Origin of the sequence: Pseudomonas sp. NPDC088444 (assembly GCF_044900175.1) — a bacterium.
Taxonomy (GTDB): Bacteria; Pseudomonadota; Gammaproteobacteria; order Pseudomonadales; family Pseudomonadaceae; genus Aquipseudomonas.
Genome location: NZ_JBJDNK010000012.1, coordinates 146,145 through 158,935, shown reverse-complemented (window position 1 = coordinate 158,935; position 12,791 = coordinate 146,145). Strand labels below are relative to the sequence as shown.

Below are 12,791 nucleotides of genomic sequence, written 5' to 3'. Positions count from 1 at the left end.
TGGAAATTCGGACCGATTAGCTGAGTAGTTGGCGACACCGAAATTGGGGGCATATCCGTTTAAGTGGCGGTGCGGATATCGGTTCCGCTCTTACAGCGGGTCACTTTTGGCAAACGCCCCAAAAGTAACCAAAAGGTCAGGCTCCTGGTTTGGCCCTCCTTCGCCGGGTTCCCTCGCTCCGGCCCCGCTCCGTGGGCACGCGCCGAAACGGACGTCCCTGTCCCGGCGCTCTCGCCGCATCCTGCGGCTCGACCCACTCCGCGGCGCCTGCACTCGGCCTGCACCCAAGTCGCGATTTGCGGCGACTGTGAGGGCGCGTCCCAAAAGCAAGAGCAAAAGCAGGATCATAATCGACGGCAACGGCGTTCGCGCTTAACCAAACTCCGCCATCGCATCCAGCACTGCACCTTTGAAGTAGTCCAACGATGCACGGTCGAACAGGATCTGGAACGCAGGCTGCGAATCGCCGCCCACATTCACCACGATCACGTTGATCCGTGCCGCCGAGGTCTGGGCCACTGCACCCGCCCCAAACGCTTTGAGCCGCAGATCGACGCCGCACAGCTTGGCCATCACGTCAGCGATGCACACACCACTCAACTGCAGCCAGGCATGGCTGTCCTGTCGAGGCAGCAGATAGTTGGCACTGTGGTCCAGCTCCCACCGCGCCTCTTCATCGGCGATGCGCTCGCCGCTGTCCAGCACGCTGCCGAGGATCAGGTATTCAGTCTGCGACAGGCGCGCCACATGGCTGCTGTCGGCTTGCGTCACCGCCCGATTAGGCGTGTCTGGCAAAACGAATCCGCGGCCTTGCAGGTACTCCGCGCTCTGCATGCCGCGAAAGCCAACCCGTGGCAGGTCAGTCAGATCGGTCAGCACGCATTGCGCCATCGAGCTGACGTGAACCGGCGCCGGGGCGATAGGGTGTTCGGTATTGAGACTGGACATGTCAGAGCTCCTGGCGCTGGTTTTCAGGGTCGAAAAACGGCAGTTTCACCACGGTGGCCTGGACGACCACACCATCTTCCACACGGATCGGAATCTGCTGCCCCGGCGTGCTTTGATCGAAGGCGGCGTAGGCCAGGCCAATGATGCGGTCGAGGGATTGTGAGTATTCGCAGGACGTCACGTTGCCGCTGATGTCCGGGCCCTTCAACACGAGGTGCCCCTCCAGCGGTTGTGGGCTGGCTTTGGGCAGTACGAACCCCACCAGTTTGCGCTTCTGCGGCTGGGCTTCGAGGATATCCACCGAGCGCCGACCGACGAAGAACGGCTTGCTGCGACTGACCGCCCAACCCATGTCGATTTCCGCCGGGTGAGTCATGCCGTCGGTGTCCTGGCTGATGATCACATGGCCTTTTTCCAGACGTAGCAGGCGCTGGGTTTCGACACCGAACGGGCGGATGTCGAAGGCTTTGCCCGCTTCCATCAAGGCGTCCCACAGGTTCAGCGCATGGCGCGCCGGGACGTGAATTTCATAGCCCAGCTCACCGACGAAACCGACCCGCAGCAGCCGCGCCTTGATCCCGGCCACGGTGCCCTGGCGCACAGCCAGGTAGGGGAAGCCCTCGGCGGACAGGTCCAGATCGCTGCAGACTTTCTCCAGCACCTTGCGCGAATCCGGACCGGCCACGTTGACTGCCGAGATGGCTGCGGTGACGTTGGCGATGTCGACGTTCAGGCGCCATTGCGCGTTCCACTTGAGCATCTGCTGGTAGATGCGGTCGACGCCGCTGGTGGTGGCGGTGACGTAGAAATGGTTCTCGGCGAAGCGGGCGCAGACACCGTCGTCGATCACCACGCCATGCTCGTTGGTCATCAGCGCATAGCGCGAGCGGCCTACCGGCTGCTTGAGGAAGGCGAAGGTGTACATGCGATTGAGCAGTTCGGCGGCGTCCGGTCCGCGAACGTCCAGACCACCCAGGGTCGAGACGTCGATGATGCCGACCTTGTTGCGCACGTGCAGTGCTTCGGCCTGCATGCACTTATCGCGTTCACTCGGCTTGCCGTAGTAGGCCGGGCGCTGCCAGATCCCGGCGGGCATCATTTTCGCGCCTGCGTCCAGATGGCGTTTGTGCATCGGCGTCTGGCGGTACGGGTCGAAGGCGCGACCGGCTACGTGGGCCAGCTTCTCGGCCTCGAATGGCGGACGGGCGGTGGTCACGCCGGTTTCGCTGACGCTGCGCTGTGTGGCCGAAGCCACCAACCGGGCGGTGGGCAGGGCAGAGTGGCGCCCTTGGGACGGTCCCATGCCCACTGTCGAGTAGCGCTTGACCAGTTGCACGTCGCGGTAGCCGATTTTGGTGGCGTTGATGATGTCGCGCACTTGCAGGTCTTCATCGAAATCGACGAAGTCCTTGCCCTTGGGGTGCGGGAAGATCGGCCACGGGAAATTGACTTGGGCTTCACTGCGCATCGGCAGCGGCTTGGCGGTCAGTTCCAGATCCAGCGCGGTGACGATTTCGGCGGCGGCATGAATGCCGTCCGCCAGCACGTTGTCCAGCGCGTGATAACCATGGGCCGAGCCTGCTACACGAAGATTTTGCGGCAAACCGCTCAGGGTGAACTCGGCCAGTTGATCGTCATAGGCCAGCTTGCCGCCTGCCTGACAGAGCAATTGATAGACCGGCATGTAGCCGCCGGACATGCACAGCAGGTCGCAATCGAGGATCAGGCCGCTGTTGGTGACCTGGCCCTGCCCGGTGATTTTGCGAATGTCGACGCCGCTGACGTGGCGCATGCCTTTTTCGTGCAGCGCCTCATAGACCGTGCTGCCGAGGTGGCAAGGGATGCCGCGCTTTTCCAAGGCTGGCGACAGCGCTCGGTCTGACGGGCCTGAGCGCATGTCCACCACCGCAGCAACGGCCACACCCTGATCATGCAAATCCAGTGCAGCCAGATAGCCGTCATCATTGCCGGTCAACACCACAGCGCGCCGGCCTGGCTTGACTGCATACAGCTTCATCAAGCGCTGAGCCGCGCTGCTCAGCATCACGCCGGGCAAATCGTTGTTGCGGAAGATCACCGGCTGGTCGAACGAGCCGCTCGCGATCAGGCATTGCGTCGCGCGCACCTTGTACATGCGCTTGCCTTGAATGACCGGCAGGTAGTTGTCGGTGAACCAGGCGTTGCAGGTGGCCTTTTTCAACACCTGAATGTTGGCGTGGCCTTCGACGGCATCCACCAGTTCACGACGCAGGGTTTCGGCGCGCTGGCCTTCGATGTCGAAGCGCGCATAAGTGAGCGAGCCGCCGAGAATCGGTTGTTGCTCGATCAGCAGCACTTTCGCGCCCGCATTGGCAGCGGTCAACGCGGCTTGCAAACCGGCAGGGCCTGCGCCGATCACGGCCAGATCAGCGAACAGATAGGCTTTGTCGTAATACTCGGGCTGGAATTTCAGGTCCAGCACGCCAAGCCCGGCTTTCTTGCGAATGATCGGCTCCCACAGCTTCCACGCGCCCTTGGGCTTGTAGAACGAGCGGTAGTAAAAGCCCACCGGCATGAACTTGGAGAACTTGCCCAGGTAGGCGTCCTTGTCGTTGTCCAGCGAGCCGTTGAAGTTTTGCCCGGTCACTTGCACGCCGTTTTCCAGCAGGTGTGTGTCGGCCAGCACATTCGGCTCGCTCGGCAGTTGCACCAGGGTGTTGGCGTCTTGCCCGGCCATGGTCAACGGGCCACGCGGGCGGTGATACTTGAACGAGCGTGACAGCAAAAAGCGGCCATTGGCGAGCAGGGCGCTGGCGATGCTGTCCCCGGCAAAACCCTGATACGGCTTGCCGTCGAAGCTGAAGGTGAGGGGCTGATTGCGGTCGATCAGTAGGCCCATGGGAGCAGAGAGGCGGCTCATTGCGCGGTCTCCCTGGCAGGGAGGGTAAAGTCGACGCGAGCGGTGAACAGCTCTTTGGGGTCGAAGGTGTGCAGGATTTCGTCACTGCCGGTGTGGCGTTCGGCGAGGAACCAGTAGCTGGACGGGTTGTGCATCCACCATTCGCGGACCACGCCCAGAATGTCCTCGCTGTTGAACACGTAATCGGCCCATTCGGCGTCGGTGCAGGTCTGTGGATCAGGCATCTGCTTGAACTCGCCGCCGTAGGTGAACTCGCTGATGTTGCGCGGCCCGTTGAGCGGGCAATTCATGACTTTCATATTCCGCTTTCCTCAGTGGCTGGCCGCGGTAGCGCCCATTTCGTTGACTTGCTGGAAGGTCGAGAAACGCTCCAGACCGAACGGTTTGATCAGATCCGGCACCGTGCCGCCGCTGGCGACCAGTTCGGCCATGGTCTTGCCGCAGATCGGCGTGGCTTTGAAGCCCCAGGTGCCCCAGCCTGCGTCGAGGTAGTAATTCTTCACCGGCGACAGGCCCATGATCGGGCTGTAGTCCGGGGTCATGTCGGTGATGCCGGCCCACTGGCGCATCAGCTTGGCGTTCGCCAGGAACGGGAACATCTCGATGGCGTGGGCCAGCAGGCTTTCTTTCAAGTCCAGCGTGGAGCGGGTGTTGAACAGCGGGTAAGGGTCGGAGCCGCCGCCGAACACGACTTCGCCGCGACTGGTCTGTTGCACGTAGCAGTGCAGGGCAGAAGAACTCACCAGCGGGTCGAGAAACGGCTTGAACGGCTGGGTGACCATGGCTTGCAGCGGGAAGGTCTGGATCGGCGAGCGAATCCCGGCTTTCTTCATCAATTGCGAACTCATGCCCGCGACGGCCTGTACCGCGCAGCCGCATTTGATCGTGCCGCGATTGGTCTTCACGGCGGTGATGCTGCCGTTCTCGATCACCAGTTCCTGCACTTCGGTGAGCTGATGAATTTCCACGCCGCGCTTGGCGGCCTGTTTGGCGTAACCCCAGGCCACGGCGTCGTGGCGTGCGGTGGCGCCGTCGATGTGCCAGAGGCCTGCGATCACTGGCAGGTGGCCCGGATCGAGGTTGAGGGTCGGCACCAGTTCGCGAATTTGCTGGCGGTCGATCATCTCGGTGCGGCCACCGAAATGCTTGTTCACTTCGGCGCGCTGGCGGAACGAGCGCACCGTGGCGTCGGTGTGAGCCAGGGTCAGTTGGCCGCGATGGGAGTACATGATGTTGAAGTCGAACTCGTTGGACAGCCCTTCGAACATCCGCACCGATTCTGCGTAGAAACGCACGCCCTCGCTGGTCAGGTAGTTGGAGCGGATCACGGCGGTGTTACGCGCTGTGTTGCCGCCGCCCAGATAACCCTTTTCCAACACCGCGATATGGGTGATGCCGTGGTACTTGGACAGGTAATACGCCGTGGCCAGGCCATGGCCACCGCCGCCAATGATCACCACGTCATAGGAGGATTTGAGTTCTTTGGGCGCTGGCAGGTCGACCTCGACCGGGTACTCCGCGCTGAGCCCGTATTTCAGGAGATTGAAAGGCATGGGGCCTCCGACGACGCAGGTTGGGCTTGTGCGTGGGCTTGCTGCACGGCAGCGATCAGGGTGTTTTTCATCAGAAAGGCGATGGTCATCGGGCCGACGCCACCGGGCACCGGGGTGATGGCCGAGACGTGGGGCAGGGCGCTGTCGAAGTCCACATCGCCCACCAGACGGCTGCGGCCATCTTCTTCAATACGGTTGATGCCGACGTCAATCACCACCGCGCCGGGCTTGAGCCAACGGGCGTCGATCATACGTGGCCGACCGACGGCGGCGACCACGATGTCGGCCTGACGGCACAAGGCCTGGGCGTCGACACTGCGCGAATGCACCACGGTCACCGAGCAGTGGGCCTTGAGCAGCAGCGCGGCCATGGGTTTGCCGACGATGTTGGAGCGGCCAATGACCACCGCATGCTTGCCGGACAGATCACCGCAAGTGTCTTCAAGCAGTTGCATGCAGCCGCTGGGGGTGCACGGTGTCAGCACGTTGCGGCCCTGGCTCAGGCCGCCGACGTTTTCACTGTGAAAACCATCGACGTCCTTGCCCGGCGCGATGGCCTGCAAGGCGCGGGTTTCTTCGATCTGCGCGGGCAGCGGCAGTTGCAGAAGGATGCCGTTGACGCTGTCGTCGTCATTCAGCTCGGCAATCAGTTTCAGCAACTGCGCTTGAGTGGTGTCCGCGCTCAAGCGATATTCCAGTGAACGAATCCCGGCCTCTTCGGCGCGCAGGATCTTGTTGCGCACATACACCTGACTGGCCGGGTCTTGACCCACCAGAATCACCGCCAGCGCCGGTTCGATGCCATCGCGCTTCAGCGCCTGCACATCGTTTTTGACCTGCGCCAGTACGCGGGCAGCGACGGCTTTGCCGTCGATCAGTTTTGAGCTGTTCACCGGAAGATCACCGTTCTGTCGTTGTTGAGGAAGACCCGATGTTCCAGGTGGTATTTGACGGCTTTGGACAGCGCCACGGTTTCGGTATCACGGCCGGTGGCGACCAGATCATCCGGCAGGTAGACATGGTCCACGCGCTGCACTTCCTGCTCGATGATCGGGCCCTCGTCCAGATCGCTGGTGACGTAATGGGCGGTGGCGCCGATCAGCTTCACACCACGTTCGTAAGCCTGGTGATAGGGCTTGGCGCCTTTGAAACCGGGGAGGAAGGAGTGGTGAATGTTGATGGCACGGCCCGAGAGCTGCTTGCACAGGTCGTCCGAGAGGATTTGCATGTAACGCGCGAGCACGACCAGATCGGTGCCGGTTTCGTCGACCACTTTCATCAGCGCCGCTTCCTGCTGGGCTTTGGTTTCTTTGGTCACGGGCAGGTAGATGAAGCGAATGCCTTCACGCTCGGCCATGGGGCGCAGGTCAAGGTGGTTGGACACGATGGCGGTGATGGTCATGTCCATCTCGCCTTTGTGGTAGCGGTAGAGCAGGTCGGTGAGGCAGTGGTCGAACTTGCTCACCATCAACAGCACGCGCATCGGCTCGCGGGTGTCGTGCAGCTCCCATTGCATATCGAAGGCTTTGGCGACGTCTTCGAAGCCGCTTTGCAGAGCGGTGATGTCGCCGGTGTGGCCGTCGTTGAAGCGGAACACGGCACGCATGAAAAATTTGCCGCTGAATTCGTCGTCGAACTGCGCCATTTCACCGATGTAGCAGGCGTTGCCCGCCAGGTACGAAGTGACCGCTGCGACGATGCCGGAGGTGGCCGGGCAACTGATCTTGAGAATGAAATGGTTCTTTTCGTGTTGCATGGCAATTCCTCTGGAAGTGGCGGCCGTTCGGTTCAGGGCGGTGATCAGCGCAAAAATTCAGGGGTGAACGATGTTTTCGTGGGTGAATAAAAATTCCCATCAGGAATTAAATATTCTCGAAGGAGGTTTTATAGGCGAAAGGAAATGACGCGTCTAGCTAAATTTAGAAAGTTTTTTAACTGACAGGAAAATTAGACTCGCATGCCCGCTGTAGTCATAGGGTTTGCCAACGGCAGCGGCATCACGTATGCCGCCGCAGGCAAGCCATGATGCTACGGATTTGGCGTACGGCCTTTTTGGGCACCAAAGTGGTATTGCATTGCCTTGCAGATGCTCTAGGCTGGCGCTCTCATTCAAATAAAAACAAGCAAGCGCCTGATATGAGCCAGAGCCTCAACCTGCTGCGAAAATTCGTCTCCCCGGAAATTATCTTCGGTGCCGGAAGCCGTCACAGCGTGGGCAACTACGCGCGCACGTTCGGCGCGCGTAAAGTCATGGTGGTCAGCGACCCCGGCGTGATCGAGGCCGGTTGGGTAGCCGATGTCGAAGCCAGTCTGCAAGAGCAAGGTCTCGATTACTTCCTGTACAGCGCGGTCTCGCCCAACCCTCGCGTCGAGGAAGTCATGCGTGGTGCTGACCTCTATCGCGAGCACGGCTGTGACGTGATCGTGGCCGTCGGCGGCGGCAGCCCCATGGACTGTGGCAAGGCCATCGGCATTGCCGTGGCCCATGGGCGCAGCATTCTTGAGTTCGAAGGCGTGGACACCATTCGTGTGCCCAGCCCGCCGCTGATCCTGATCCCGACCACCGCAGGCACCTCGGCGGATGTTTCGCAGTTCGTGATCATTTCCGATCAACAGGAACGCATGAAGTTTTCCATCGTCAGCAAGGCGGTGGTGCCCGATGTCGCGCTGATCGACCCCGAAACCACCCTGAGCATGGACCCGTTCCTGTCGGCCTGCACCGGCATCGACGCGCTGGTTCACGCCATCGAGGCGTTCGTCTCCACCGGTCATGGCCCGCTGACCGACCCCCACGCACTGGAAGCCATGCGCCTGATCAACGGCAATCTGGTGCAGATGATCGCCAATCCGGCCGACATCGCCCTGCGTGAGAAAATCATGCTCGGCAGCATGCAGGCGGGGCTGGCGTTCTCCAACGCAATTCTCGGGGCTGTGCATGCCATGTCCCACAGCCTCGGCGGTTTTCTCGACTTGCCCCACGGCCTGTGTAACGCGGTGTTGGTCGAGCACGTAGTGGCCTTCAACTACAGCTCGGCACCGGACCGTTTCAAAGTGATTGCTGAAACCCTGGGCATCGATTGCCGCGGCTTGAATCATGCGGCGATCAGCAAGCGGTTGGTGGAACACCTGATCGCGCTCAAGCATCAGATCGGTTTCCACCAAACCCTGGGCCTGCATGGGGTCCGTAGCAGTGACATTCCGTTTCTGTCCCAGCATGCGATGGGCGATCCGTGCATCCTGACCAATCCCCGTGCCTCCAGCCAGCGTGACGTGGAAGTGGTGTATGGCGAAGCCCTCTGATCCCCGCCAGGGTGCGCTCACGGCCCTGCTCGGGCTGGGCAACCACTCGACGCGCAAGAGCCACTACCCGGAATTGACCCTGCGTCTGGCGGAGCTGGAAAACGAGCGCAATCGCTATAAATGGTTGTTCGAACACGCGGTGCACGGCATTTTTCAGGCCCGCTTGCATGAGGGGGTACGGGCGGCCAACCCGGCTCTGGCGCGCATGCTCGGTTACGGCGACCCACACGATGTACTGCTGGCCCTCAATGATCTGGCCAGCACGTTGTTTGTCGGCGGGCAGGCCGAAATGGACGTGATCGCCGAGGTGCTCAAGCGCGAACACAGCGTGCAAGGCTACGAAACCCGCCTGCGACGCAAGGACGGCAGTTACGTCGATGTGCTGATGAACCTGTTGCTCAAGCCTGATGAAGACGGGGTGTACGAAGGCTTTGTGGCCGACATCACGGAACGCAAGCTGGCGCAACAGCGGTTGCAGGAACTCAACGATCAACTGGAAATGCGAGTCGCGGAGCGCACCGATGAACTGCTGGAAGCCAATCTCAATCTGCGTGATGCCCGTGACGCCGCAGAGGCCGCCAACCACAGCAAGGACAAATACCTCGCCGCCGCCAGCCACGACTTGTTGCAACCCCTGAATGCCGCGCGTTTGCTGATTTCGACGTTGCGCGAGCGCCACTTGCCGGATGCCGAGCGGGTGTTGGTTGAACGTACTCATCAGGCACTTGAGGGCGCGGAAGACCTGCTGACCGATCTGCTGGATATCGCCAAGCTCGACCGCGCCTCGATTCAGCCGGACATCAACCTGTATCGGCTGGACGAGGTGATGGCGCCGCTGGTTTCAGAGTTTCAGCCGGTGGCCGCCGCCGCAGGCCTCACGTTACGCGCGCACATGGGTGAGTTCGCGATTCGCACCGACCTCCGCCTGCTGACCCGAATACTGCGCAATTTCCTCAGCAATGCGTGTCGCTATACCGAGCGTGGCAGCATCCTGCTGGGTGCGCGCAGGCGTGGGGAGCGGTTGCAGATTGAAGTCTGGGACACGGGGCGCGGTATTGCTGCCGACCGATTGGAATCGATTTTTCTGGAGTTCAACCAGTTGGACGTCGGGCGGGCCGCGGATCGAAAAGGGGTGGGCCTGGGGCTGGCCATCGTCGAGCGCATCGGGCGTATTCTGGGGGGGCGCGTGCAGGTGCGCTCGCAGCCGGGCCGCGGCTCGGTGTTTGCCTTCGACGTGCCGCTGTCCGAAGAAAAACCGATGCCGGTCAATGTGGTCGTGCAGCACCAGCCGAGTATCGGCAACCCGCTGCCGGGGCGTCGCTTGCTGGTGCTGGACAACGAAATCAGCATTCTCGACAGCATGGCCGGGTTGCTGGGGCAGTGGGGGTGTGAAGTGCTGACCGCCACTGATGAAGTCTCTTGCCTGGAGGTACTGCGAGGGCGCGCGCCGGAGTTGATCCTGTTCGACTTCCACCTCGACCATGGCGTGTTGGGCTGCGACGTCGTGGCCAACCTTCGCGAACACTTTGCTGTCGAGATCCCTTGCGTGATGATCACCGCCGACCGCACCGACCTCTGTAGGCGCGCGCTGCAAGCGCTCAATGCGCCGCTGCTGAACAAACCGGTGAAACCGGGGAAGTTGAGGGCGGTGGTGAGTCAGTTGTTGGGGTAGTTGTTGACTTTGGATTCTGAGCGCAGCCACGCTCCTACGGGCTACGCCCAGAATCAGAAGCAGGCAGGTGACGCGGGCTCACCCCCCCGTCATATTCATGAACCGCACCACTTGCACATCGTCGCTGATCTCAAAGTTGTGCTGGTAGGGCTTCAGCTTCATCGCTTCGATGAGGGCGTTTTCCAGTTTTTCCGGTTGGCCGGGGTTGGCGCGCAGCACGGCTTTGAGGTCGGCGGAATGCTCGTTGCCCAGGCACAGCAACAAACGCCCTTCAACGGTGACCCGAACCCGGTTGCAGGTGGCGCAGAAGTTGTGGCTGTGAGGCGAGATGAAGCCGACGCGAATGTCGGGTGCTTCCGCCAGCCGCCAGTAGCGCGACGGACCTTGGGTCGACTCGGCGGAGTTGACCAGGGTGTAACGCTCGGCAATGCGCTCGCGCACCTGTTCACTGGAGAAAAACGACTCGGCGCGGCTGTGTTCACTGATAATGCCTAACGGCATTTCTTCGATGAACGTGATGTCCAGGCCACGATCGATGGCGAAGGCCACCAGGTCATTGATCTCGTGATCGTTGCGGCCCTGCATCACCACGCAGTTGAGTTTGGTGTGGGTGAATCCGGCCGCGTTTGCCGCGTCGATTCCGGCGATGACCTTGTTCAAATCCCCTGTACGGGTCAGCTCCTTGAAACGGGCGGGGTCGAGGCTGTCGAGGCTGATGTTCAGGCGCTTGAGTCCTGCCTCGAACAAAGGGGCGGCGAGTTTTTCCAGTTGCGAACCGTTGGTGGTCATGCACAGTTCGCGCAGACCGGGCAGGGCGGCGATGTTTTTGCACAACCCGACGATCCCGGCGCGCACCAGCGGCTCGCCACCGGTCAGACGAATCTTTTTCGTGCCCAACGCCACGAAGCGCTCGGCGATTTGCTGGATTTCTTCGAGGGAGAGAATCTGTTGGCGTGGCAGGAACGTCATGTCCTCGGCCATGCAGTACACGCAGCGAAAGTCGCAGCGATCAGTCACTGACATCCGAACGTAATCGACTTTGCGTGAATACCCGTCAATCAGGACCCGGTTCGACATGTGTGTTCTCGGCAGCGTGTTGCGTGGCAGAGGCTCATGGCGTGCTTCACGAAGGGCGAAGCTCGCCGCTGAATCGTTAAATCTTCTGGCTGACCGGTTGTTCGGCAGAAGCAGCGTTTTCACCGGTCAGTGAGGCCTGTGCGGCCTTCGAATAAGACACGTAATACGCCAGACCGACGAAAATTGCACCCCCCACCGCGTTGCCCAGGAACACGGCGCAGAAGTTCTCGATGAAGTCGCCCCAGCTCAACGCGTCGGCAAATATCGCCGCAGGAATCACGAACATGTTGGCCACCACGTGCTGGAAGCCGATGGCCACGAATGCCATGATCGGGAACCACATGCCGATGATCTTGCCGGTCACGTCCTTGCTGGCGAACGACAGCCAGACCGCCAGGCACACCAGCCAGTTGCAGCCGATGCCGGAGATGAATGCCTGACCAAAATCGGCGCTGGCCTTGGCTTTGGCGATGGCCACGGTCTTGGCCAGATAGGCGCCTTCGGTGAGGCCCAGCACGTGGCCAAAGAAGTAGGCGATGAACAGCGCGCCCATCAGGTTGGCAAAGGTCACCAGTGCCCAGTTGCGGGCGACAGCACCCAGCGTGATGCGCCCGGCGAACAACGCAGTGGGCAGGCTCATCATGTTGCCGGTGAGCAATTCACCGCCCGCCAGGATGGTCAGGATCAGACCAATCGGGAACACGGCCGCGCCCAGCAGGTTGCCGAACGAGGCCCACGAACCTGGAATCATGGTGCTGACGTGGATGTCCAGCAGAAAACCCAATGCGATAAAGGCACCGGCCAGGAAACCCAGCACCAGGATCGAGGCGATCGGCAAGTGCGATTTCTTGACCCCGGCTTCGATGGTGATCTCGGCGATCTGTTGGGGCGTATTGATGGACATGTTTTCAAACTCGCACGCAATGGCCGACAACACGACACGAGGTCGCATGTCAGGCAACGATTAATGATGGGGTCAAGCGTCCGGTCTTGATGCGCGAACGTGCCAGCGGGCACGGCGCCAATCCATTTGAGGGTGTTGGTGTGCGACTTCAGGTCGCATCGCAGAAACGTCGAAAAAGACGTACTCAGTTGATGAGCAAGCTACCGATCCGATGCTAGAGCGTCCAATCGCTTGTTCCGATGAATTCATCGATGCGCTCTATCGAAAGGGGCGCGCTGTTTTTTCCGCGACCGATGGCGCCTGTCGAATCAATCACTGAGTGGCCGACGGATCGACCCCGAACTTCTCCGGTTTGCCAGCACTGGCGGCGAATGGGCATGATGCGATCCGGTACGGAACCCGCTGCTCGAATATTGATCGGATATCCCGTACCGCCGC

Annotated in this window: 10 protein-coding genes; 2 read left to right on the top strand and 8 right to left on the bottom strand. The window is 61.0% G+C overall.

All coding sequences use genetic code 11. The annotated features are described in order from the left end of the window. Window positions 1-372: 372 nt before the first annotated feature. From ACI2KB_RS23145 to purU, 6 genes are read right to left on the bottom strand one after another with little or no spacing between them, the layout of a single operon-like run. Window positions 373-948, bottom strand: a complete 576-nt coding sequence (locus ACI2KB_RS23145) for a sarcosine oxidase subunit gamma (RefSeq protein WP_404638328.1) — start codon at window positions 946-948, stop codon at window positions 373-375. Between the two features lies 1 nt (window position 949). Continuing rightward, window positions 950-3,847, bottom strand: coding sequence for a 2Fe-2S iron-sulfur cluster-binding protein (locus ACI2KB_RS23140; RefSeq protein WP_404638326.1), 2,898 nt, complete (start codon window positions 3,845-3,847; stop codon window positions 950-952). After that, the gene (locus ACI2KB_RS23135) at window positions 3,844-4,146 is read right to left on the bottom strand and encodes a sarcosine oxidase subunit delta (protein WP_404638324.1); all 303 of its coding nucleotides are present in this window, start codon (window positions 4,144-4,146) and stop codon (window positions 3,844-3,846) included. Before ACI2KB_RS23135 ends, ACI2KB_RS23140 begins: the two co-directional genes overlap by 4 nt. A gap of 12 nt (window positions 4,147-4,158) precedes the next feature. Then, window positions 4,159-5,400, bottom strand: coding sequence for an FAD-dependent oxidoreductase (locus ACI2KB_RS23130; RefSeq protein ID WP_404638323.1), 1,242 nt, complete (start codon window positions 5,398-5,400; stop codon window positions 4,159-4,161). Further along, window positions 5,382-6,293 (bottom strand): bifunctional methylenetetrahydrofolate dehydrogenase/methenyltetrahydrofolate cyclohydrolase FolD, encoded by a 912-nt coding sequence (folD, locus tag ACI2KB_RS23125; RefSeq protein WP_404638321.1) that lies wholly within the window; start codon window positions 6,291-6,293, stop codon window positions 5,382-5,384. The genes ACI2KB_RS23130 and folD overlap by 19 nt, the downstream gene beginning before the upstream one ends. Then, window positions 6,290-7,156: a formyltetrahydrofolate deformylase gene (purU, locus tag ACI2KB_RS23120; protein WP_404638319.1), complete on the bottom strand. Its 867-nt coding sequence runs from the start codon at window positions 7,154-7,156 to the stop codon at window positions 6,290-6,292. The genes folD and purU overlap by 4 nt, the downstream gene beginning before the upstream one ends. 380 nt (window positions 7,157-7,536) lie before the next feature. On the opposite strand from purU, the gene ercA reads away from it, so the two are divergent. Continuing rightward, window positions 7,537-8,700 carry an alcohol dehydrogenase-like regulatory protein ErcA gene (gene ercA / locus ACI2KB_RS23115; protein ID WP_404638317.1) on the top strand — a complete coding sequence of 388 codons (1,164 nt, stop codon included), beginning with the start codon at window positions 7,537-7,539 and terminating at the stop codon, window positions 8,698-8,700. Next, complete coding sequence (locus ACI2KB_RS23110; protein WP_404638315.1) at window positions 8,684-10,372, top strand: NahK/ErcS family hybrid sensor histidine kinase/response regulator; 1,689 nt, start codon at window positions 8,684-8,686, stop codon at window positions 10,370-10,372. Before ercA ends, ACI2KB_RS23110 begins: the two co-directional genes overlap by 17 nt. A gap of 78 nt (window positions 10,373-10,450) precedes the next feature. Here the strand turns inward: ACI2KB_RS23110 and moaA are convergent, their stop codons facing one another. Continuing rightward, the gene (gene moaA / locus ACI2KB_RS23105) at window positions 10,451-11,449 is read right to left on the bottom strand and encodes a GTP 3',8-cyclase MoaA (protein WP_404638313.1); all 999 of its coding nucleotides are present in this window, start codon (window positions 11,447-11,449) and stop codon (window positions 10,451-10,453) included. 76 nt (window positions 11,450-11,525) lie between these two features. Further along, complete coding sequence (locus ACI2KB_RS23100; protein WP_404638311.1) at window positions 11,526-12,353, bottom strand: formate/nitrite transporter family protein; 828 nt, start codon at window positions 12,351-12,353, stop codon at window positions 11,526-11,528. Window positions 12,354-12,791: the final 438 nt, after the last annotated feature.

What these genes read in the sequence shown, in the direction of transcription:
- ACI2KB_RS23145 (WP_404638328.1), bottom strand. Translation starts at nt 948, where the DNA reads ATGTCCAGTCTCAATACCGAACACCCTATCGCCCCGGCGCCGGTTCAC.
- ACI2KB_RS23140 (WP_404638326.1), bottom strand. Translation starts at nt 3,847, where the DNA reads ATGAGCCGCCTCTCTGCTCCCATGGGCCTACTGATCGACCGCAATCAG.
- ACI2KB_RS23135 (WP_404638324.1), bottom strand. Translation starts at nt 4,146, where the DNA reads ATGAAAGTCATGAATTGCCCGCTCAACGGGCCGCGCAACATCAGCGAG.
- ACI2KB_RS23130 (WP_404638323.1), bottom strand. Translation starts at nt 5,400, where the DNA reads ATGCCTTTCAATCTCCTGAAATACGGGCTCAGCGCGGAGTACCCGGTC.
- purU (WP_404638319.1), bottom strand. Translation starts at nt 7,156, where the DNA reads ATGCAACACGAAAAGAACCATTTCATTCTCAAGATCAGTTGCCCGGCC.
- ercA (WP_404638317.1), top strand. Translation starts at nt 7,537, where the DNA reads ATGAGCCAGAGCCTCAACCTGCTGCGAAAATTCGTCTCCCCGGAAATT.
- ACI2KB_RS23110 (WP_404638315.1), top strand. Translation starts at nt 8,684, where the DNA reads ATGGCGAAGCCCTCTGATCCCCGCCAGGGTGCGCTCACGGCCCTGCTC.
- moaA (WP_404638313.1), bottom strand. Translation starts at nt 11,449, where the DNA reads ATGTCGAACCGGGTCCTGATTGACGGGTATTCACGCAAAGTCGATTAC.
- ACI2KB_RS23100 (WP_404638311.1), bottom strand. Translation starts at nt 12,353, where the DNA reads ATGTCCATCAATACGCCCCAACAGATCGCCGAGATCACCATCGAAGCC.